At 68.5% G+C, this 21,551-nt stretch carries 15 protein-coding genes; 11 read left to right on the top strand and 4 right to left on the bottom strand.

Annotated features, from left to right (window positions below):
* Positions 1 to 35 precede the first annotated feature (35 nt).
* The 4 genes from glgA to glgB form a co-directional block, all read right to left on the bottom strand.
* Positions 36 to 1,496 (bottom strand): glycogen synthase GlgA, encoded by a 1,461-nt coding sequence (gene glgA / locus HCU76_RS12645; protein ID WP_218509492.1) that lies wholly within the window; start codon positions 1,494 to 1,496, stop codon positions 36 to 38.
* 11 nt (positions 1,497 to 1,507) lie between these two features.
* Entirely contained in the window at positions 1,508 to 2,803 is a 1,296-nt protein-coding gene (glgC, locus tag HCU76_RS12640) for a glucose-1-phosphate adenylyltransferase (RefSeq protein WP_218509491.1), read from the bottom strand.
* A 72-nt stretch (positions 2,804 to 2,875) separates the two neighbouring features.
* Positions 2,876 to 4,915: a glycogen debranching protein GlgX gene (glgX, locus tag HCU76_RS12635; protein ID WP_218509490.1), complete on the bottom strand. Its 2,040-nt coding sequence runs from the start codon at positions 4,913 to 4,915 to the stop codon at positions 2,876 to 2,878.
* Positions 4,916 to 5,476: 561 nt separating this feature from the next.
* Positions 5,477 to 7,648, bottom strand: coding sequence for a 1,4-alpha-glucan branching protein GlgB (glgB, locus tag HCU76_RS12630; protein ID WP_218509489.1), 2,172 nt, complete (start codon positions 7,646 to 7,648; stop codon positions 5,477 to 5,479).
* A gap of 171 nt (positions 7,649 to 7,819) precedes the next feature.
* On the opposite strand from glgB, the gene HCU76_RS12625 reads away from it, so the two are divergent.
* From HCU76_RS12625 to trkA, 11 genes are all read left to right on the top strand, one after another.
* Positions 7,820 to 9,136 (top strand): hypothetical protein, encoded by a 1,317-nt coding sequence (locus HCU76_RS12625; RefSeq protein WP_218509488.1) that lies wholly within the window; start codon positions 7,820 to 7,822, stop codon positions 9,134 to 9,136.
* 167 nt (positions 9,137 to 9,303) lie between these two features.
* A complete protein-coding gene (gene leuS, locus HCU76_RS12620; RefSeq protein ID WP_218509487.1) occupies positions 9,304 to 11,946 on the top strand; it encodes a leucine--tRNA ligase in 2,643 nt (880 codons plus the stop codon).
* Positions 11,947 to 12,041: 95 nt separating this feature from the next.
* Positions 12,042 to 12,527, top strand: coding sequence for an LPS assembly lipoprotein LptE (gene lptE, locus HCU76_RS12615; protein ID WP_213956093.1), 486 nt, complete (start codon positions 12,042 to 12,044; stop codon positions 12,525 to 12,527).
* Positions 12,527 to 12,997 (top strand): Lrp/AsnC family transcriptional regulator, encoded by a 471-nt coding sequence (locus tag HCU76_RS12610; RefSeq protein ID WP_213956092.1) that lies wholly within the window; start codon positions 12,527 to 12,529, stop codon positions 12,995 to 12,997. The genes lptE and HCU76_RS12610 overlap by 1 nt, the downstream gene beginning before the upstream one ends.
* A gap of 124 nt (positions 12,998 to 13,121) precedes the next feature.
* Positions 13,122 to 14,588: an APC family permease gene (locus tag HCU76_RS12605; RefSeq protein WP_218509486.1), complete on the top strand. Its 1,467-nt coding sequence runs from the start codon at positions 13,122 to 13,124 to the stop codon at positions 14,586 to 14,588.
* Positions 14,585 to 15,457, top strand: a complete 873-nt coding sequence (locus HCU76_RS12600) for a universal stress protein (protein ID WP_218509485.1) — start codon at positions 14,585 to 14,587, stop codon at positions 15,455 to 15,457. Before HCU76_RS12605 ends, HCU76_RS12600 begins: the two co-directional genes overlap by 4 nt.
* Before the next feature lie 192 nt (positions 15,458 to 15,649).
* The gene (locus HCU76_RS12595) at positions 15,650 to 16,702 is read left to right on the top strand and encodes an ornithine cyclodeaminase (protein ID WP_213956089.1); all 1,053 of its coding nucleotides are present in this window, start codon (positions 15,650 to 15,652) and stop codon (positions 16,700 to 16,702) included.
* A 1-nt stretch (position 16,703) separates the two neighbouring features.
* The gene (locus tag HCU76_RS12590; RefSeq protein ID WP_218509484.1) at positions 16,704 to 17,618 is read left to right on the top strand and encodes an arginase; all 915 of its coding nucleotides are present in this window, start codon (positions 16,704 to 16,706) and stop codon (positions 17,616 to 17,618) included.
* A gap of 76 nt (positions 17,619 to 17,694) precedes the next feature.
* Positions 17,695 to 18,768, top strand: coding sequence for a DNA polymerase III subunit delta (holA, locus tag HCU76_RS12585; RefSeq protein ID WP_213956087.1), 1,074 nt, complete (start codon positions 17,695 to 17,697; stop codon positions 18,766 to 18,768).
* Positions 18,765 to 20,042: a glutamate-5-semialdehyde dehydrogenase gene (locus HCU76_RS12580; RefSeq protein WP_218509483.1), complete on the top strand. Its 1,278-nt coding sequence runs from the start codon at positions 18,765 to 18,767 to the stop codon at positions 20,040 to 20,042. Before holA ends, HCU76_RS12580 begins: the two co-directional genes overlap by 4 nt.
* A 44-nt stretch (positions 20,043 to 20,086) precedes the next feature.
* Positions 20,087 to 21,547: a Trk system potassium transporter TrkA gene (gene trkA / locus HCU76_RS12575; protein ID WP_213956085.1), complete on the top strand. Its 1,461-nt coding sequence runs from the start codon at positions 20,087 to 20,089 to the stop codon at positions 21,545 to 21,547.
* Positions 21,548 to 21,551 lie beyond the last annotated feature (4 nt).

The raw sequence follows: 21,551 nt of genomic DNA, 5'->3' as shown, positions 1-21,551 counted from the left end.
CTTGTAAGCAAGAGCGGGGCCGGGTTGGCTTTTTTTCAACTCAACGCCCATTTGTAGACCTCGATGTAGCGCGCGGCGGCCGTGCCCCAGTCGGCGGGGCGGCGCATGGCGGTGGCACGCACGCGGCGCCAGTCTGACGGGCGGGCATACAGGGCGAAGGCGCGGCGCATGGCACGCTGGTAGCCCTCGCCGCTGAACTCGTCGAAGGTGAAGCCGGTCGCGGTGCCGGCGGCCATGTCTTCCAGCGTGGTGTCGACCACGGTGTCGGCCAGCCCGCCCACGCGATGCACCAAGGGGAGGCTGCCGTAGCGCAGGCCGTACATCTGGGTCAGGCCGCAGGGCTCGAACAGCGAGGGCACCAGCGTCACGTCGCTGCCGCCGAACAACTGGTGCGCAAGCGGCTCGTCGTAGCCTATGGTGACGCTCACCGAGTCAGGCGCGGCGGCTGCGCGCTGGCGGAAAGCGTCTTCGAGCCACCCGTCGCCGCTGCCGAGCAGGGCCAGCTGGCCGCCCTGGGCGAGCAGGGCGTCCAGGCCGTCGAGCACCAGCGGCAGGCCCTTCTGTTCCGTCAGGCGGCTCACGATGACGAAGAGGGGGGCGTCGGACGCTGCGGCCAGGCCGAGCTTCTGTTGCAGGGCGGCCTTGCAGGCGGCCTTGCCGCCGGGGCGGCGCACGTCGAAGGGCGCGGCGAGCAGCGGGTCGCTGGCGGGGTTCCAGATGGCGTCGTCGACCGCGTTGAGGATGCCGTGCAGGGTGTAGCTGCGGCTGCGCAGCAGGCCGTCGAGGCCGAAACCCTGCTCGGGCGTCTGGATCTCGCCGGCGTAGGTCGGGCTTACCGTGCTGAGGCGATCGGCGTAGAAGAGGCCGGCTTTCATGAACGAGACCTGGCCGTGGTATTCAAGGCCGTTGAGATGGAAGGCCTGGTGCGGCAGGCCGAGTTCGGTGAAGGTCCACGGCGGGAACACGCCCTGGTAGGCCAGGTTATGGATCGTGTAGAGGCTGCGCACGCGCGGTCGGCCGGTCCAGTCGGCGAAGGCGAGGTAGGCGGGCGCCAGCGCGGCGTGCCAATCGTGTGCGTGCACCAGTTCGGGTTGCCAGCTTGGGTCGAGCCCTTGCGCGATGCGTGCGGCGGCCCAGCCGAGCAGGGCGAAGCGCCGGTGGTTGTCGGCATAGGGCTGCCGGTTGCCGTCTTCGTAGGGGTTGCCGGGGCGGTCGTAGAGGCTGGGCGCCTCGATGACGTAGGTGGGCAGGTCGGGTGCGCCGGCGGTGCCGATGTGGCCCTTGAGCAGGCGGACCGCCTCGCCCCAGGGCGCCTGGAAGTCGGCGACGGGCGCGAGGCCCTTCACGCCCGAAAGGATGGCCGGGAAGCCCGGCAGCAAGGCGCGTACCTCCTGGCCGGCTGCCGCCAGCGCCAGCGGCAGCGCACCGGCGATGTCGGCCAGTCCGCCGGTCTTGAGGAGGGGAAATATCTCGGCGCTGACCTGGAGGATTCGCATCGGCAACGGGCTTACGTTGCCAAGCGGGCGAGCATCTCGCGCGTGACGAGAGTCACGCCGGCCTCGGTGCGTTCGAAGCGGGCGGCATCGGCGGCGGCGTCCTCGCCGATCACGGTGTCGTCCGGCAGCACGCAGCCGCGGTCGATGACTACCTTGCTGAGGCGGCAGTTGCGGCCGACTTCCACGTCCGGCAGCAGCACGGCCTGCGTGATGGTGCAGAACGAATGCACGCGCACGCCGGAGAACAGCACCGAGTCGCTCACCGACGAGCCCGAGACGATGCAGCCGCCCGAGACGATGGTGTTGTAGGTGATGCCCGGCTTGCCATCGGCGCCGAACACGAACTTGGCCGGCGGCAGCTGGCGCTGGTAGGTCCAGATCGGCCAGTTGGTGTCGTAGATGTCCAGTTCGGGCGTGATCGAGGCGAGGTCGAGGTTGGCGGCCCAGAACGCGTCGATGGTGCCGACATCGCGCCAGTAGGCCGGGCTGTCGCCGCCGCGCGTGGCGCGGGTCACGCAGGACATGCCGAACGGGTGGGCCAGTGCCCGGCCCTCGGCGACTGCGCGGGGGATGATGTCCTTGCCGAAGTCGTGGTCGGAATTTGGGTTGTTGCTGTCGTCCTCGAGCAGCTTGTAGAGGTACTCGGAGTCGAAGATGTAGATGCCCATGCTGGCCAGCGCGATGTCGGGCTTGCCGGGCATGGCGGGCGGGTCGGCCGGCTTCTCCAGGAAGGCCGTGACCTTGCGGTCGTCGGTGATGTGCATCACGCCGAAGGCGACGGCTTCCATGCGCGGCACCTCGATGCAGCCGACCGTGCAGCCCAGGCCGCTCTGCACGTGGTCGGCCAGCATGATCGAGTAGTCCATCTTGTAGATGTGGTCGCCGGCCAGCACCACCACGTAGTCATGCGGCGTGGAGCGGGTCTGGATGATGTCGAGGTTCTGGAACACCGCATCGGCCGTGCCGCGGTACCAGTGCTCGTCGCCGACGCGCTGCTGCGCGGGCAGCACGTCGACCATCTCGTTGAGCTCCGCCCGCAGGAAGCTCCAGCCGCGCTGCAGGTGCCGCATCAGCGAATGCGACTTGTACTGCGTGACCACCGCCATGCGCCGGATGCCGGAGTTGAGGCAGTTGGACAGCGCGAAGTCGATGATGCGGAACTTGCCGCCGAAGTACACGGCCGGCTTGGCGCGTCGGTCGGTCAGTTGCTTGAGGCGGGAGCCGCGTCCGCCAGCCAGCACCAGTGCGATGGTGCGGCGGACCAGTTGATGGGCTTGCTGGGTCGGTTGGGCAATGTTCGAGTCCATGGGTTGTCTCCCGGTTGTTGTGATGCGCGTTGGAGGTGCGGTCAGCGTAGCACCGGCCGTGCCAAATGGCTGCTACGTTCTTGCGACCCAAAGGCTCGATGGCGGCAGGTTGGCGCCTGCCGCCAGTAGGCGTGGCGTGTCTTGCGGGTTGTCGCTGGCGAGTTGCAGGGTCCAGTTGCCGGGGGGCAGGGCGAAGTCGATGGCTTGTGTTCCGGCGTTGACCAGCACCAGCCACTGCGGCGCGGGTGCAGGCGTTTCGAACAGGATGGCCAGCGCGGGCGTGTCGGGGCGTTGCCAGTCGCCAGGGGTCAGGTCGCTGCCCTCGGGAGTGCGCCAGCGCAAGGCCGGCTCGCCATCGAACGGCGTGCCGGGCCACCAGCCGGCGTGCCGAAGCGGCTCGGCCTCGCGGCGCAGCGCCAGCACGCGCGCCACGAAGTCGGTGAGGCCGCCATCGTCCTGCTGCCAGTCGAGCCAGGTCAGCGGGCCGTCCTGGCAATAGGCGTTGTTGTTGCCCTGCTGTGTCTGGCCGAGTTCGCTGCCGGCCAGCATCATGGGCGTGCCTTGCGAAAGCAGCAGCGAGGCGAGCAGTGCGCGTTGCAGCCTGGCGCGCTGGGCCAGCACGGCGGCATCGTCGGTCTCGCCTTCGACACCGCAGTTGTTGCTGTGGTTCTGGCTGCTGCCGTCGCGGCCTTGCTCGCCATTGGCTTCGTTGTGGCGCTCGTTGTAGCTGACCAGGTCGCGCAGCGTGAAGCCGTCATGCGCGACCACGAAGTTGATGCTCGCGCCGGGTGCTCGGCCGTCGTGGTGGAAGCGGTCGCTGGAGGCGGTGAAGCGCTGGGCGAACTCACCGCGGGAGACCCCGCCTTGCAGCCAGAACGCGCGCTGCGTGTCGCGGAAGCGGTCGTTCCATTCGAGCCAGCCGGGCGGGAATTCGCCGACGCGGTAGCCGCCCATGCCGATGTCCCAGGGTTCGGCGATCCACAGCGCGTCGGCCAGCACGGGGTCTTGCCGGGCGGCGGCGAGGAAGGGGGCGCGTGGATCGAATTCGCCGTCGGCGCCGCGCGCGAGCACGGTGGCCAGGTCGAAACGGAAGCCGTCGACGCCGAGCTGGATGACCCAGTGGCGCAGGCTGTCCATGCAGAGCTGGACCACGCGCGGCTGGCTGAAGTCGAGGCAGTTGCCGCAGCCGGTCCAGTTCTCGTAGAGCGCGCGGTCGTCGCGGCGCAGGTGGTAGTAGAGGGCGTTGTCGATGCCGCGCATCTGCAGGGTCGGGCCGAGTTCGTCGGTCTCGGCGCTGTGGTTGTAGACGACGTCGATGACCAGTTCCATGCCGCGCGCGTGGATCGCGTCGGCCATGGCGCGGAACTCGCTGGCGGGCGTGGTGCCGGCGCGGCCGCTCCAGTAGCGCGCTTCCGGCGCGAACCAGCCGATGGTGCTATAGCCCCAGTAGTTGCTGAGGCCCATGCCGAGCAGGCGCTGTTCGTCGGCGCGATGCTGGACGGGCAACAGGCTCAGCGTGGTGACGCCCAGGCGCTGCAGGTGGTCGAGCACGGCGGGTTCGGCGAGGCCGGCGTAGGTTCCTTGCAATTCGGTAGGCACCTCCGGATGCAGCCGGGTCTGGCCGCGCACGTGCAGTTCGTAGATGACGCGCTGGCCGGCTTCGACGCGCGGGCGCGAAGGCGCCGCCGGTGCGAGCGGCAATGCCACGCGAGCCTTGAGGGCGACCGCACCGTTGTCGCGTGGATCGGGCTGTTGGGGGTTCGCGGGGTCGTGGCCCCAGAAGATGTCGCTGCCGTCGTAGCTGCCGACGATCTCCCGGGCGTAGGGGTCGAGCACGAGCTTGGCGGGGTTGTAGCGATGGCCGTCGTGCGGCGCCCACGGGCCGTGGACGCGGTAGCCATAGACGAGGCCGGCCTGCCCCTGCGGCAGCCGTCCATGCCAGACGCCGTCGGTGCAGGCGGGGAGTTGCAGGCGCTGCTGTTCGTGCGTGCCGGTGCTGTCGAAGAGGCAGAGTTCGACGGCGGTGGCGTTGGGCGCGACGAGTGCGAAGTTGACGCCGTCGGTGTACGGGATCGAGCCCAGCGGGGTGGGCCAGCCGATGCGTAGCGTCATGTCTTTGTGCCTTCTCTGACGGTTATTGGAAGTGCCCTTTGGACGGAGCGCCCGGTGCGTGGTGCGGGCCGGGCGACCCTACTGCACCGGCCCCTTCGGGGCTGCCCTGCGCTGCTCGCGTTTCGCGGGGTCCACGTGAACTCGCTTCGCTCAAACAGCACGTGGCCCTGATCCGCAAAACACTGCGCTGCTCGGCGGCGCAGAAGGGATCGCCCGACCCACACCACGCACCGGGCTTGGGGCGATCGAAGCGCGCGCCCTCTTTGCGGAAATGCGGATGCGGAGACTTGCAATGCTCAACGATCGCGTCCACGGCGGTGGGCGGCATGCGCCGGGCCGGCCGTTGAGGCACCGCCGAGCAGCACAGCGGCAGGCGGATCAGGGCCGCGCGCTGTTTGAGCCGAAGGCGAGTTTGCGCGGACCCCGCCTGCCGCGAGCAGCGCAGGGAAGCCCCGCAGGGGCCGGTGACGTCGGCCGGCCCGGCGCATGCCGCCCGCCGCCGCACCCCCGCAGACAACCGGCTCTGCAATCGCACCGGCAATCTCAATGCAGCTGCCCCCTTCACTCCAGCACCCACATCACCGTGGCCAGCGGCGGCACGCTCATCACCAACGACTGCGAACGCCCATGGTGCGAAACAGCTTCGGAAGCCAGCACCCCATTGCCGACGCCGCTGCCCCCATAAACGCCGTTGTCGGTATTGACAAGTTCCCGATACGACCCCGCTTCAGGCACGCCGAGCCGATAGCCATGCCGCACCACCGGCGTGAAGTTGCACACCGCGATCACGAAGGCCCCGTCGCTGGCCTTGCGGATGAACGCGAAGATCGACTGGTCGACGTCGTCGTGCACGATCCAGTCGAAGCCGGCGCCATCGCAGTCCAGCTCATGCAGCGCCGGGAAGTGGCGGTAGACGTTGTTGAGGTCGCGCACCAGGCGATGCACGCCCTGGTTCGGCGCGTTGTGCTGCAGCAGGTGCCAGTCGAGGCTCTTGTCCGCATTCCACTCGGCTTGCTGGGCGAACTCGCAGCCCATGAACAGCAGCTTCTTGCCGGGGTAGGCCCACAGGTAGCCGTAGAGATTGCGCAAGCCCGCGAACTTCTGCCATTCGTCGCCTGGCATGCGACCGATCATCGAGCCCTTGCCGTGCACCACCTCGTCGTGCGAGAAAGGCAGCACGAAGTTCTCGCTGTGTGCGTACATCAGGCCGAAGGTCACCTTGCGGTGATGGTGCTTGCGATGCACCGGGTCGATCCCGGCATACGACAGCGTGTCGTTCATCCAGCCCATGTTCCACTTGTAGTGAAAGCCCAGGCCGCCGTCCTCGGGCGGGCGCGTCACCCCGGGGAAGCTGGTGGACTCTTCCGCAAGCGTCATCGTGCCGGGCCGCTCGACGCCCACCACATGGTTCATGCGGCGCAGGAAGGCGATGGCTTCCAGGTTCTCGCGGCCGCCATAGGCGTTCGGCACCCACTGGCCCTGCTCGCGGCTGTAGTCGCGGTACAGCATCGACGCGACAGCATCGACGCGCAGGCCGTCCACGCCATAGCGCTCCAGCCAGTACAACGCATTGCCGACCAGGTAGTTGCGCACCTCGATGCGCGAGTAGTTGAAGATCAGCGTCTGCCAGTCGTTGTGGAAGCCCTCGCGCGGATCGGCGTATTCGTAGAGCGCGGTGCCGTCGAACTGGCCGAGGCCGTGCGCGTCGGTGGGGAAGTGCGCGGGTACCCAGTCGAGGATGACGCCCAGGCCGGCCGCATGCGCCGTCTCCACGAAGTAGCGAAAGTCGCCCGGTGTGCCGAAGCGCGATGTGGGCGCATAGAGGCCGATCGGCTGGTAGCCCCAGGAGCCGTCGAAGGGATGCTCGCTGACCGGCAGCAGCTCGATGTGCGTGAAGCCCATGTCGCGCGCATAGGGCACCAGCGAGTCGGCCAGTTCGCGGTAGTCCAGCCAGTCGATGCCGTTGTTCTTGCGGCGCCAGGAGCCCAGGTGCACCTCGTAGATGCTGATGGGCGCGTGTCGCTCGTTGGCGGCGGCGCGTTCGGCCGGCACCTCGGCCACGCCGGGCAAGGGCTGCACGACGCTGGCCGTGTCGGGCCGCAGCTGGGCGGAGAAGCCGAAGGGATCGGCCTTGCGCAACACCTCGCCCCTGGAGGACAGGATCTCGTACTCGTAGACATCGCCCGGCGCCAGGCCCGGCGCGAAGATCTCCCACACGCCGCATTCGCTGCGCAGCCGCATCATGTGGCGGCGGCCGTCCCAGTTGTTGAAGTTGCCGACCACCGACACGCGCCGCGCATTCGGCGCCCACACGGTGAAGGCCACGCCCTTGACGCCGTCCATCTCGCGGATGTGCGCGCCCATCTTCTCGTAGGGCCGCAGGTGGGTGCCCTCGGCCAGCAGCCACACATCCATATCGCCGAGCACCTGGCCGAAGCGGTAAGGGTCCTCGATGTCGGAGGTGTGATCGGCCCAGGTCACCCGCAGGCTGTAGCCGCTGCGGCCCGGGTCGGCCGGAACGAGGCCCTGGAAGAGGTCGCTGTCCGCCGCCCGTTCCAGCGTGGCCAGCGGCCAGCCGGAACTCGCATGCATCACCGCCACGGCTTGTGCGCCGGGCAGCAGCACCCGCACCGCGAGGCCCTCGCCCGTCTCGTGCGGCCCCAGGACGGCGAAGGGGTCGCCATGTTCGGCGCGCATCAGCGCGCGGATCTCGGATTCGGGCAGCGTGGGCATGGGCAGGCTCTCGGCAGAAAAATCCGCAGTCGGGCGAAGGCACAGCATGATGGCACGGGACCTCGCTTCCGTCCCCGCAGTCGTGAATTCATTCCATGGCCGCATTGCGCGATCCCGCAGAATGGCGTCCTTTCGAGCAACGAGCCGGCTGGCCAGGGAGTGGAAGTGATCGTGAATGCCATCAGGGCGGTGACGCGTGCGGGTGTTGCGTGGGGCGCCGCATTCGTTTGCCTTGCGTGGGCCCCGCTTGCGCAAGCCGATGCGATCGAGGACGGCTTCACCGACTTCAGCGTGTGCGATGCGGGCTTCTTTCGCACGCTGAACCGCGACGCCGCGGCCTGGAGCCACATCGTTCCGCTCGAAGCCCGCGGCGACCGAAGCTGGCCGAGGGCGCCCGACCGCAAGCCGGCCGGGCTCAACGAGGTGGCGTTCCGCACGCCTGCGGACATCGGCGGGATGAAGGCGGTCTCGTACTTCGACGAAGCCGCGGACCTCGGCAGCGCGGGCCTGTCCTACCGCTGGGGCTTCCTGGTCGAGGGTGACGTCGATGCGGTCTACAACAGGCTCGGCCCGCTGGCCTACCAGGGCGGTCGCTTGCGCCCCAGCGATGCGGGCGGCTATGCGCGCACCGAGATCAAGGTGCTGGGCTTTCGCTGGCTGCCGGTGGACGTGCCGGCCCGCACCCCGCCCGGCTACGCCAGGACCGAGCGCGCATTGCTGATCGAACCTGATGGCAGGCGCAGGAACCTGACGCGCGTGAGTTGCCGCTTGCAGGGCGGCGTCAATGCGGAACTGCTGCAGGAGGTTCGCCCCGACATCGACCCGGCTGACTACCCCGTGCAACTGAGGCCCGCGCTGTTCGATGAAGTGGAGGTGCCGCCCGGGGTGCGCGCGAGCCTCGATGCCGCGCGCGCCGGCAAGGACCTCTGGACGCCGAAGTTCAGGAAGCTGCGCTACACCGTGGCGGCCAAGCCGTCGAAGCATGACTCGGAGACCACGTACACCGTCGAGGTGGAAGCGCAGCCGGACGGCCTGCTGCGCACGCGGGAAACCTACGACCCTTCGTTCAACGTGCAGCGGCTCGGCCTGGCGGGCCTTGTGCCGCTCAAGACGCGGATGAACGGCCTTTCCGACGGCCGCGTGCTGCTCGTCGGCGGGCTTGCGGCCTCCCTGCCGGCCAGCCTGCCGCCGGGCGAGGACATCCTGCTCTCCACCGAACAGCGCGACGTTCCAGCGCGATCCTTTGCCGATGCGCGCCAGAAGACGACCACCACCTGCAAGGTGAAGGCGGCGTACGAGGCGAGCGCGATCCTTTCCTCGATCCCGGGCCGGGCCATCGGGCTGACTTGCCGGTCAGGCGACGCTGGCGCCGACACCGAGGAACGCGCGTTCCTGGAAGGCCTGGGCCTGGTCATCAGCCTGGGCAGCCGCAACGAATCGTCAGGTCCCGGCAGCGTGCGGATCGTGCGCTTCGAAGTGGAACGGTAGCGGCACTTATCCTTGCGCCGGCCCTTGTCGCGAAGGCGCAAAAGGCGTGTCAACCCCTCCCTGAAGGTCGCGCTTTCCCTCAAAAGGCCCGAGCCTCGGCCCTGGCACCCCTCCAGCCGCGATAATCGCCTTCCCCGGCCGCCTGGCGCCGGGTTCCAGCGAATGCCATGAACCCCAGCTACACCCCCAGCGACGTCGAGTCTGCCGCCCAGGCCGACTGGCGTGCCGCAGACGCCTACCGCGTCACCGAAGACACCAAAAAGAAGAAGTACTACGCCTGCTCGATGCTGCCGTACCCCAGCGGGCGGCTGCACATGGGCCACGTGCGCAACTACACCATCAACGACATGCTCACGCGCTACCTGCGCATGAGCGGCTACAACGTGCTGATGCCGATGGGCTGGGACGCCTTCGGCCTGCCCGCCGAGAACGCGGCGCTGAAGAACGGCGTGCCGCCGGCCCAATGGACCTACGAGAACATCGCGTCCATGAAGGAGCAGCTGCAGGCGATGGGCCTGGCCATCGACTGGAGCCGCGAGATCGCCACCTGTGACCCGGCCTACTACAAGTGGAACCAGTGGCTGTTCCTGAAGATGCTGGAGAAGGGCATCGCCTACCGCAAGACGCAGGTCGTCAACTGGGACCCGGTGGACCAGACCGTGCTGGCCAACGAGCAGGTCATCGACGGCAAGGGCTGGCGCACCGGCGCCACGGTCGAGCGCCGCGAGATCCCCGGCTACTACCTGAAGATCAGCGACTACGCCGAGGAGTTGCTCGAGCACACGCAGAACAAGCTGCCCGGCTGGCCCGAGCGCGTCAAGCTGATGCAGGAGAACTGGATCGGCAAGTCCAGCGGCGTGCGCTTCGCCTTCCCGCACGACATCAAGGATGCCGGCGGCAAGCTGATCCAGGACGGCCGCATGTACGTGTTCACCACGCGTGCCGACACGATCATGGGCGTGACCTTCTGCGCCGTCGCGCCGGAGCATCCGCTGGCCTTGCATGCTGCAAAGACCAACCCCAAGGTCGCTGCCTTCATCGAGGAATGCAAGAGTGGCGGCACGACCGAGGCCGAGCTCGCCACGCAGGAGAAGAAGGGCGTGGCCACCGGCCTCTTCGTGCACCACCCGATCACCGAGGAACCGATCCCGGTGTGGGTGGGCAACTACGTGCTCATGAGCTACGGCGACGGCGCCGTGATGGGCGTGCCTGCGCACGACGAGCGCGACTTCGCCTTCGCCAACAAGTACGGCCTCGAGATCCTGCAGGTGATCATCGACGACGACGCACCCCACTTCAACTACAGGAAGTGGCAGGACTGGTACGCCGACAAGACCAACGGCGTGACCATCAACTCCGACGTCTTCAGCGGCATGCGCCACGAAGAGGCGGTCAACGCCGTGGCGCACGCGCTGCAACTCAAGCGCCTGGGCGACAAGCAGACCACCTGGCGCCTGCGGGACTGGGGCGTGAGCCGCCAGCGCTACTGGGGCACGCCGATCCCGATCATCCATTGCGAAGAGCACGGCGCGGTGCCCGTGCCCGAGAAGGACCTGCCGGTGGTGCTGCCCACCGACTGCGTGCCCGACGGCAGCGGCAACCCGCTGAACAAGCACGAGGGCTTCCATGCCGGCGTGACCTGCCCCGTCTGCGGCAAGCCCGCGCGGCGCGAGACCGACACGATGGATACCTTCGTCGACTCGTCCTGGTACTTCATGCGCTATTGCGACCCGCACAGCGACAACGCCATGGTCGACGGCGGCGCCAAGTACTGGATGGCGATGGACCAGTACATCGGCGGCATCGAGCACGCGATCCTGCATTTGCTCTATGCGCGCTTCTGGACCAAGGTGATGCGCGACCTGAAGCTGGTCACGGTCGACGAGCCCTTCAGCAAGTTGCTCACGCAGGGCATGGTGCTCAACCACATCTACTACACCCGCGGCGAGAAGGGCGGCAAGGACTACTACCCGCCGGCCGATGTGACGCCGGTGGTCGACGCGCAGGGCCGCATCACCGGCGGCACGCTGGCCGACGGCACGGTTGTCGAATACGGCGGCGTCGGCAAGATGGGCAAGACCGAGCGCAACGGCGTCGACCCGCAGGACCTGATCGAGAAGTACGGCGCCGACACCGCGCGCCTCTACACCATGTTCACCGCGCCGCCCGAGGCCACGCTCGAATGGAACGATGCCGCCGTCGAAGGCAGCTACCGCTTCCTGCGCCGGGTGTGGAACTTCGGCGTGGGCCTGCATGACATGGCCGCCGACGTCATGGGCGCGAAGGCCGCGACGGGCTACAGCGCCGAGGCGAAGAAGCTGCGCCGCGAGGTGCACACCGTGCTGCGCCAGATCGACTACGACTACCAGCGCATGCAATACAACACGGTGGTGTCGGGCGCGATGAAGCTGCTCAACGCGCTGGAAGGCTTCAAGCCGCAACCCGGCAACGTGGGCGACACAGCAGCCGTACGCGAGGGCTTCGGCATCCTGCTGCGCTGCCTCTACCCGGCGACGCCGCACATCGCACAGCAACTCTGGAAGGAACTGGGCTACCGCGACGGCCACGGCGACCTGCTCGACACGGCCTGGCCCAAGGTCGATGCCGGCGCGCTGGAGCAGGACGAGATCGAGCTGATGCTGCAGGTCAACGGCAAGCTGCGCGGCGCGGTGCGCGTTCCCTCGGCGGCCTCGAAGCAGGACATCGAGAAGCTGGCCGTGACCAGCGACGACTTCGTCAAGTTCGCGCCGGGCGCGGCGGTCAAGCGCGTGATCGTTGTGCCGGGCCGGCTCGTCAACGTGGTCGTGTGATGGCGAGCGCCCCCAAGCTTCGTGCCGCTACGCCAACCTGCTTCGATGGGGCAACGCCGACGACAGGGCTAGGCCGCTCTGGTGGTGTTGCCGGCATGAACCGCCGCAGCCTCTTGCTGGGCGCCACCTTCGCGCTGGCGGGCTGCGGTTTCGAATTGCGCAAGGCGCCCAACTTCGCGTTCAAGACCATCGCGGTCATGGGCACCTCGTGGGTGGCGATCCGCTTGCGGCGCAACCTGCAGGCCGCCGGCAATGTCGTCGTCGTGCCCGAGGCCGACGCGAAGACGGCCGACGTGATCTTCGACATCCTGGCCGAACCGCGCGAGTCGCTGGTGCTGTCCACCACCTCGGCCGGCCAGGTGCGCGAACTGACGCTGCGTCTGACAGTGCGTTTCCGCCTGCGCACGCCGGCCGGCAAGGAACTGATCAGCGCCGGCGAGATCCGGCAATCGCGCGACATCACGTACAACGAAACCAATGCGCTCGCGAAAGAAACCGAGCAGAACCTGCTCTACCGCGACATGCAGAACGACATCGCGCAGCAGATCGTGCGGCAACTCGGAGCCGTGAAGACACTCTGATGGCGTCTTTCGACCGCGTCGACCGGCTCCTGATCGAATTGCTCCAGGCCGACGGCCGGCAGAGCATGCAGGCGCTCTCGGAGGCGGTACACCTGTCGGCCCGCGCCACGCTGAACCGGGTGCGCCGGCTGGAGGCGGAAGGCATCATCGAAGGCTACCGCGCGCAGATCAACCGGGCGGCGCTCGGGGAGCACGTCGCCGTGTTCGCCGAAGTCACGCTGAAGGACCAGCGCCAGGCCACGGTGCAGCGTTTCGAACGGCACATCGGCGCCTGCCGGGAGGTGGTGGGCTGCTGGCTGGTCAGCGGCCGCTACGACTACCTGCTGCGCCTGGGCTGCCGCGACCTCACGCACTACCGCAACCTCACCAATGCGTGGCTGGATGAAGTCGGCCTGGGCATCGACCGGATCGTGACCAGCACCGAACTGCAGACGGTCAAGGAATTCACCGGCTTCCCGGTCGTGCAGTGATCCCCGGCTGGAACGCATCGCGCGTGCGGGTCGGCATGCGCCCCGCGCTTTCGTACCATCGGCCCCTGCATTCGGGGCCTTTCACATTGCAGACGACACCAGAAAAACGATTGGGAGACACATCATGGGTTTGATCCAGAATTTGCTCCGGACCAAGGGGATCGATGGCGATGCGGGTGAGCAGGGCGCGCACGGCGGCGCCGGCCTCGCGCCCTCCTTCGGGCTGTTCTCGCTCACGATGCTGGGCGTCGGCGCCACCATCGGCACCGGTATCTTCTTCGTCATGGCCGAGGCCGTGCCCAAGGCGGGGCCGGCCGTGCTGCTGGCCTTCCTGCTGGCCGGCTTCACGGCGGGGCTGACGGCGCTCTGCTATGCCGAACTGGCCGCGTCCATTCCCGCCTCGGGCTCCTCGTATTCCTATGCCTACGTGGGGCTGGGCGAGTTCGCCGCCTTCATCGTCGCCGCCTGCCTGATGCTCGAGTACGCGTTGTCGGCCAGCGCCACGGCCATCGGCTGGTCGGGGTACCTCAACAATTTCCTCGTCAACCTGGTCGGCGTGCCGATCCCGGAGGCCCTGCGCAGCCCGATGCTGGTGCTGGGTGAGCAGGGGCTCGAGATCCATACCGACCAGTTCAACCTGCCGCCGGTGATCCTGGTCGGGCTCTGCGGCCTGCTGCTGCTGCGCGGCGCCAGGGAATCGGCCACCGCCAACGCGATCATGGTGATGCTCAAGCTGGCCGTGCTGATCTTCTTCTCGGTAGTCGCCCTGACCGCCTTCAAGGCCGACAACTTCACGCCCTTCTTCAACGAGGCGGGCATGAAGGGCGTGACCGCCGCGGCGGGCACGGTGTTCTTCTCGTTCATCGGCCTGGACGCGATCTCGACCGCCGGCGCCGAGGTGCGCAATCCCAAGCGCAACGTGCCGCTGGGCATCGTGCTGGCGCTGATCATCGTGATGACCGGCTACGTGATCGTGGCGATGGCGGCGCTGGGTGCGCAACCGGCATCGGAGTTCGCCCACCAGGAAGCCGGCCTCGCGGTGATCCTGCAGAAGGTCACCGGCCACGGCTGGCCTTCTGTCGTGCTGTCCGCCGGCGCCGTCATCTCGGTGTTCAGCGTGACGCTGGTCGCCATCTACGGCCAGACCCGGATCCTGTTCGCGATCGCCCGCGACGGGCTGATCCCCAGGACCTTCCAGCAGGTCAACCCGCGCACCCTCGCCCCGGTCAACAACATCGTCTACGTCTGCATCGGCGTGGCGATCGTGGCCGGGACGGTGGACTCCAGCTACCTCTGGGACATGGTCAGCATGGGCACGCTGGTCGCGTTCATGGCGGTGTCGGCGAGCGTGCCGGTGGTGCGCGCGCGGCTCAAGGCCGCATCGACGGTGCAGGGCTTCCGCCTGCCGTTGGGGCCCTACCTGATCCCCGGGTTGAGCATCGCGGCCTGCTGCTACATCCTGAAGGACCTGTCGCACGCGACCTACGTGGTGTTCTTCAGCTGGATCACGGTGGCGCTGGTGGCGTACTTCGGCTACGGCATGCGGCATTCGAACCTGGCGCGCGCGGCGACACGAAGGGAGCAGGCGTGAAGACCGTCATCGTCGGCTACACCCAGGACACGGGCGGCCAGGACGCCCTGGCCCTGGCCCGGTCGATCGCCGCGCACGGCGGCACCACGCTCGTGGTGTGCGTGGTGGCGCCCGAGAGCTGGGGCCCTTCGTCCCTTGGCGTCGACCAGGACTACAACCGCTTCGTCGACGAGCATGCGACCGCGTTGCTCGACAGCGCCCGCGCCATCCTGCGCGATGCGCCGAACGTGCGCTACGAGCGCATCGCCGCCAAGTCCGCGACGGTCGGCCTCACGCAGGCGGCCGAGCGCGAGGCCGCCGACCTCATCGTGCTCGGCTCGGCGAGCGGCAACGCGGTCGGGCGCCTGCTGCTGGGCGACGTGACAGATGAATTGCTGCACATGTCGTCGCGACCGGTGGCCGTGGCGCCGCAAGGCTTTGCGTCGACCGCGCCGCCGACCCGCGTGACGATCGGCTTCTCCGGCACCGAAGGCGCCAGCAGCACGGTGCTGCATGCGCTGGGCCTGGCCGGCGCACTGACGGTCCCGCTGCGCATCGCCAGCTTCGCGGTGCGCGACCGGCTGGCCTTTCCGTCGCGCTTCGGGCCGGAACTCGAGTTCGCCATCCTCGAACGGTGGACGGCGCAGGCGCAAGCCGCGCTCGATGCGGTGCGGGCGCAGATCGCGGTGACGGGCTATCCGGTGGAAACGGCGATCGGCGTTGGTGCGAACTGGGAAGAAGCGCTCGCGGCCGTCGATTGGCTGGAGGGCGAGCTGATGCTGCTCGGCTCCAGCCGGCTCGGCGCGCTGCAGCGCGTGTTCCTGGGTTCGAACGCCGCCAAGATGGTTCGCGCGTCGCGCGTGCCGGTGATCATCGTGCCAAGGACCTGACACTTGCTCCCCGTGGGGTTCGCCGAAGCTGTCTCATGGCGGGACCTGCGTGGAAGGCGGGACTTCCGAATCGGAAGTGATTGAGCCTCAAGACTGCCTGAAAAGGCCTCGGCACGACGTACAACGTCCTTTGCAGAGAGGGCTGCGAACCTAGACTTCCTTATCGGCCGCGGTGGCCTTCAAGGAAGACAAATGACACGCTACGTCGACATCCACGACATGCGGCACCTGATCCGGCAACTCGGTGCGCAGCGCATGAGCCGGGAGATGGAAGCCTGCATCCGCGAGGACTTCCTGCGCTGGGAAGACTTCCAGAAGAGCGCCCGCACCGCCAACCATTCGAAGGGCGGCGTCATCGAGCTGATGCCGGTGTCGGACCAGCAGCTCTACGCCTTCAAGTACGTCAACGGCCATCCCGGCAACCCGCGCGTGCAGATGTCCACCGTGATGGCCTTCGGCGTGCTGGCCGACGTGGCCACCGGCTACCCGATGCTGCTGAGCGAGCTGACCATGACCACCGCGCTGCGCACCGCGGCCACGTCCGTCATGGCCGCCGCCGCGCTGGCCCGGCCCGGTTCGCGCTCGATGGCGCTGATCGGCAACGGCGCGCAATCGGAGTTCCAGGCGCTGGCCTTCATGGACCGGCTCGGCATCCGCGAACTGCGCGTGTACGACGTCGATCCGCGGGCCACCAGCAAGCTGCTCGCCAACCTCGCGCCGCAGATTCGCAGCGGTGCGCTGCAGGTGCGCCGCGCCACCAGCGTGCGCGATGCGGTGCAGGGCGCGGACATCGTGACGACCGTGACAGCCGACAAGGCCTACGCGACCATCCTCACGGCCGACCTGCTGGAGCCCGGCATGCACCTGAACGCGGTCGGCGGCGACTGCCCGGGCAAGACCGAGCTGGAGGCGGAGATCCTCAATCGCGCCAAGGTGTTCGTCGAGTACGAGCCGCAGACCCGCGTCGAGGGCGAGCTGCAGCAGATGCCGGCCGATTTCGCCGTCACCGCGCTGTGGGAAGTGCTGGCCGGCCGGGTCGCCGGGCGGGACAACGCAGAGCAGGTCACGCTGTTCGATTCGGTCGGCTTCGCGCTCGAAGACCTGTCCGCCCTGCGCTACGTGCATCGACTGGCCCTCGCGCACGACGTGGGCCGCGAGATTGACCTGGTGCCGACCATGGACGATCCAAAGGACCTGTTCGGCTACTCCCTGCAAGGCGCCGACACCGTGCGAAAGGCGGCTTGAAATGCTGAAGTACAAACCCCTGGCCCTGATCGGCGCCGAGGTCGGCGAGGGCGCCAGCGACAGCGGCTGCAAGCTGGGCGCGCGGGCGCTGCGCGAGCGCGGTCTCGCGCAGCACCTGGCCGGGCCGCATCGCGACGCCCGATGGGTCGACATGGTGCAAGCGCGTCCGGAAGATCAACCCCAGGCGCGGCTGGACTCGGTCGAGGAGTTCAGCGTCAGGCTGGCCGCTGCCGTGCGCCGGCAGTTGCAGCAGGGCGCGATGCCGGTGGTCGTCGGCGGCGACCATTCCTGCGCGGTCGGCACCTGGAGCGCCGTCGCCGACGCGTGGCGCGAGAAGGGCGACATCGGCCTCATCTGGATCGACGCGCACCTCGATGCGCACACGCCTGAATCTTCCGACAGCCTGGCGCCGCACGGCATGCCGGTGGCCGCGCTGCTTGGCCATGGCACGCCGGGACTCACCTCGCTCTACGGCTGGAAGGGCAAGGTCAAGCCGGGCAACCTGGTCATCATCGGGGCGCGCAGCTACGAGGTGGGCGAGCGCGCCTTGCTGGAATCGCTGGGCGTGCGCGTGATGTACATGCCGGAAGTCGATCGCCGCGGCTTCGGCGCCTGCCTTGCGGAGGGGCTCGCGCTGGTGCGCCGGCACACCGCGGCCTGGGGCCTGAGCTTCGACCTCGACGCGCTCGACCCCGCCGATGCACCCGGCACCGGCACGCCGGTCGAGGCGGGCATCGCGCTGGTCGACGCACTGCAGGCCCTCCACGGCCATGCCGCCGACCCGGCCTGCGTGGCCATAGAGCTGACCGAGTACAACCCTTGGCGCGACATCGGCGGGCGCACGGCGGCGTCCGCGTTCGCGCTGCTGTCGGCTTTCGCGCGGGCCGAGTTGCAGGAGCAAGCGCTGGCCGCCTGAGCATCAACAGCCTGCCAACGGAGGCTGCGGCCCGGTCCTCCGCGGTCCGGACCAGAGTCTCCTAAACTCCGGCCCCATGGAACTCCCCCTGGGCCGGCTCGCGGCGCACCTCAAGGATGGGCTGCGCCCCCTCTACACCCTGCATGGCGACGAGCCCCTGCTCGCGCAGGAAGCGGCCGACGCGATCCGCACGGCCGCGCGCACCCAGGGCTACACCGAGCGCAGTTCGTACACCGTGGCCGGCGCCCATTTCGACTGGAGCGCCGTGCTCGCGGCCGGCGGCTCGCTGAGCCTGTTCGCCGACAAGCAGATCGTCGAGATCCGCATTCCCTCCGGCAAGCCCGGCAAGGACGGCAGCGTGGCGCTGCAACAGCTCGGCCAGTCGGCCATCGGCAACGACAGCACGCTCACGCTGGTGGTGCTGCCCCGGCTCGACAAGGCCACGCGCACCGGCGCCTGGTTCGGCGCGCTCGAATCGAACGGCGTGACGCTGCAGATCGACCCGATCGAGCGTGCCGCCCTGCCGCAGTGGATCGCCCAGCGGCTGGGGCTGCAGGGCCAGCGGGTGAAGGCCGGCGAGGAGGGCCAGCGCACCCTGCAGTTCTTCGCCGACCGCGTCGAAGGCAACCTGCTGGCCGCCCACCAGGAAATCCAGAAGCTCGCGCTGCTGCATCCGCCCGGCGAACTGGGCTGGGAACAGGTCGAGAGCGCCGTGCACAACGTGGCGCGCTATGACGTGTTCAAGCTCGGCGAGGCGGTGCTGGCGGGCAATTCGCAGCGCGTGGCCCGCATGCTCGACGGCCTGCAGGCCGAGGGCGAGGCCGAGGTGCTGGTGCACTACACGCTGGCCGAGGACATCCGCGCGCTCAAGCGAGTGAAGGACGCGATGGCCGCGGGCCGCCCGCTGCCGATGGCCTTGCGCGAGAACCGCATCTGGGGCAACAAGGAGCGCGCTTTCGAGCGCGTGCTGCCGCGTATCGACGAGCGCCGGCTGAACCAGCTCTTGCGTTCTGCCCACGTGGTCGACGGCATCGTCAAGGGCCTCAAGCAGCCCGACTGGCCCGCCAATGGCTGGCAGGCGCTGCACCGGCTGGCGCAAATGACCTGCCGCGCCTGCGCGGGCGCAAGCGGTGGGAAAATCCCGGCATGAACGCGTTCAACGTCAACGAACACATGCAGGCGCTCGGCCTGCAAGCCAAGGCCGCCGCCGCACAGATGGCGCGTGCGGATGCCGCCATCAAGAACAAGGCGCTCAGGGCGCTCGCACGCCGCCTGCGCGAAGCCGGGCCGGAACTGGCCGAAGCCAACGCCCGCGACATCGACCGCGCCGTCGCGGCCGGCCTGTCGGCACCGATGGTCGACCGCCTCAAGCTCACCCCCAAGGTGCTCGCCACCGTGGCCGAGGGCTGCGAACAGCTCGCCGCCATGCCCGACGTGATCGGCGAGATCATCGGCATGAAGCAGATGCCCAGCGGCATCCGCGTCGGCCAGATGCGCGTACCGCTCGGCGTGTTCGGCATGATCTTCGAGAGCCGCCCCAACGTGACCATCGAGGCCGCCAGCCTGGCGATCAAGAGCGGCAACGCGGCCATCCTGCGCGGCGGCTCGGAGGCGATCGAATCGAACAAGGCGCTGGCGCTGCTGGTCTCCGAATCGCTGGCCGAGGTCGGCCTGCCGGTCGATGCGGTGCAACTGGTGCAGACCACCGACCGCGAAGCCGTCGGCCGCCTCATCGCCATGCCCGAATACGTCGACGTGATCATCCCGCGCGGCGGCAAGGGCCTGATCGAGCGCATCAGCCGCGAGGCCAAGGTGCCGGTCATCAAGCACCTGGACGGCAACTGCCACGTCTTCGTCGATGACACGGCCGAGATCGACATGGCGCTGAAGATCGTCGACAACGCCAAGACGCAGAAGTACAGCCCCTGCAATGCCGCCGAGGGCCTGCTGGTCACGGAGGGCGCGGCGCCGAAGTTCCTGCCGCTGATCGGTGAGGTGTTCGCTGCCAAGGGCGTGGAGATGCGCTGCGACGCGGCCGCCGGCGCCATCGTGCGCGGCGCAGGGCTGGCGGCGGTGGATGCAGTCGAATCCGACTGGTCGGAGGAATACCTCGCCGCCGTGATCAGCATCAAGGTGGTGAAGGACGTGGACGAGGCCATCGCCCACATCAACCGCTATTCGAGCCACCACACCGACGCCATCGTCACGCGCGACCACGTCCATGCCCAACGCTTCCTGCGCGAGGTGGATTCGGCCAGCGTGATGGTCAATACGAGCACCCGCTTCGCAGACGGCTTCGAATTCGGCCTCGGCGCGGAAATCGGCATCAGCACCGACAAGTTCCATGCGCGCGGCCCGGTCGGCATCGAGGGGCTGACCTCGCTCAAGTACGTGGTCCTCGGGCAAGGCGAAGTTCGCGGTTGATGCGGGCTCCTTCAGGCGTATAAAGCGCCCCGGGGGAGCACCACTTGAAAATCATCATCCTCGGCGCAGGCCGGATCGGCGAGAGCGTCGCGGGCACGCTCGTGTCCGAGCGCAATGACATCACCGTCATCGACACGGACGCCCGGCGCCTGCGCGAGCTGGAAGACCGCTTCGAACTGCGCGGCGTGGTCGGCAGCGGCATCGAGCCCGAGGTGCTGGCCGAGGCCGGCGCGCGCGACGCCGACATGCTGATTGCCTGCGCCGCGCTCGACGAAACCAACCTCGTGGCCTGCAAGGTGGCCTACCAGGTCTTCGGCATTCCCACGCGCATCGCGCGCGTGCGCTCCAGCGCCTACACGGACGACAGCCCGCTCACCGGCAAGGAAGGCTTCGCGGTCGACCGCATCATCTGCCCCGAGGAATCGCTCACCCGCTACATCGGCAAGCTGGTGGAGTATCCGGAGGCCTTGCAGGTGCGCGAGTTTGCCGGCGGGCTGGCTTGCCTGGTGTCGGTGCGGGCCGTGGCCGGCGCGCCGCTGGTGATGCACAGCATCGCGGAACTGAGCGAGTGCGTGCCGAATGCCGACATGCGCATCGTCGCGATCTACCGCCGCCTGGAAGACAAGCCCGACGTGTTCATCACGTGCGAGGGCATCACGCGCATCGAGCCGGGCGACGAGGTGTTCGTGCTGTCGGCGCGCGAGCACCTGCCGGCCGTGCTCGGGGCACTGCACCGCTACGACCAGTCGGCCAAGCGGGAGGTGGAGCGCATCATGATCGCCGGCGGTGGCCGGGTCGGGCTGCGGCTGGCCAAGCAGCTGCTGGCCACGGGACGCGACTACCAGCTCAAGGTGCTCGAGCGCGACCACGACCGCTGCGTGCAGCTGGCCTCCGAACTGCCCGGCGTGCTGGTCCTGCACGGCGACGGCACCGACGAGGACATGCTGGAGGAAGAAGGCATCGAGACGATCGACCTCTTCATGTCGCTCACCAGCGACGACGAGGACAACATCATGGCCAGCCTGCTGGCCAAGCGCATGGGCGCGACGCGCGTGCTGGCGCTGGTCAACCGCCGCACCTATGCCGAACTGATGCACGGCACGCAGATCGACATCGCCTTGTCGCCCTCGCAGACCATGCTGGGCGAGTTGCTGGCCTATGTGCGGCAGGGCGACGTGCAGGCGGTGCACAGCCTGCGGCGGGGCGTGGCCGAGGCGATGGAGATCGTGGCGCGCGGCGACCGCAGGACCTCGCGCGTGGTCGGGCGCAGCATCGACGACCTCAAGCTGCCCAAGGGCGCGCAGGTCGGGCTCATCATGCGCGGCCTGCCCGAGATCGGCGAGGGCGCGCCGCCCGCCAAGGAGCCGCCGCTGCCGCCACAGGTGATCATCCCGCACGGCAACACCGTCATCGAGAGCAACGACCACATCGTCATCTTCATCCCGCGCAAGCGGCAGATCCGGGACGTGGAGAAGCTGTTCCGCGTGGGCGCGACTTTCTTCTGAAGTC

Origin of the sequence: Variovorax sp. dw_308, from assembly GCF_019207085.1 — a bacterium.
GTDB lineage: Bacteria > Pseudomonadota > Gammaproteobacteria > Burkholderiales > Burkholderiaceae_C > Variovorax.
The sequence above is the reverse complement of the archived record's forward strand: the minus strand, read 5'-3'. Positions and strand labels throughout refer to the sequence as shown.

Excerpts from the sequence above, each read along its gene's own strand:
- glgC (WP_218509491.1), bottom strand. The coding sequence starts at position 2,803 with ATGGACTCGAACATTGCCCAACCGACCCAGCAAGCCCATCAACTGGTC.
- HCU76_RS12580 (WP_218509483.1), top strand. The coding sequence starts at position 18,765 with ATGAACGCGTTCAACGTCAACGAACACATGCAGGCGCTCGGCCTGCAA.
- HCU76_RS12610 (WP_213956092.1), top strand. The coding sequence starts at position 12,527 with ATGGCGTCTTTCGACCGCGTCGACCGGCTCCTGATCGAATTGCTCCAG.
- HCU76_RS12595 (WP_213956089.1), top strand. The coding sequence starts at position 15,650 with ATGACACGCTACGTCGACATCCACGACATGCGGCACCTGATCCGGCAA.
- HCU76_RS12605 (WP_218509486.1), top strand. The coding sequence starts at position 13,122 with ATGGGTTTGATCCAGAATTTGCTCCGGACCAAGGGGATCGATGGCGAT.
- glgA (WP_218509492.1), bottom strand. The coding sequence starts at position 1,496 with ATGCGAATCCTCCAGGTCAGCGCCGAGATATTTCCCCTCCTCAAGACC.
- HCU76_RS12590 (WP_218509484.1), top strand. The coding sequence starts at position 16,704 with ATGCTGAAGTACAAACCCCTGGCCCTGATCGGCGCCGAGGTCGGCGAG.
- holA (WP_213956087.1), top strand. The coding sequence starts at position 17,695 with ATGGAACTCCCCCTGGGCCGGCTCGCGGCGCACCTCAAGGATGGGCTG.
- glgB (WP_218509489.1), bottom strand. The coding sequence starts at position 7,648 with ATGCCCACGCTGCCCGAATCCGAGATCCGCGCGCTGATGCGCGCCGAA.
- leuS (WP_218509487.1), top strand. The coding sequence starts at position 9,304 with ATGAACCCCAGCTACACCCCCAGCGACGTCGAGTCTGCCGCCCAGGCC.
- glgX (WP_218509490.1), bottom strand. The coding sequence starts at position 4,915 with ATGACGCTACGCATCGGCTGGCCCACCCCGCTGGGCTCGATCCCGTAC.
- lptE (WP_213956093.1), top strand. The coding sequence starts at position 12,042 with ATGAACCGCCGCAGCCTCTTGCTGGGCGCCACCTTCGCGCTGGCGGGC.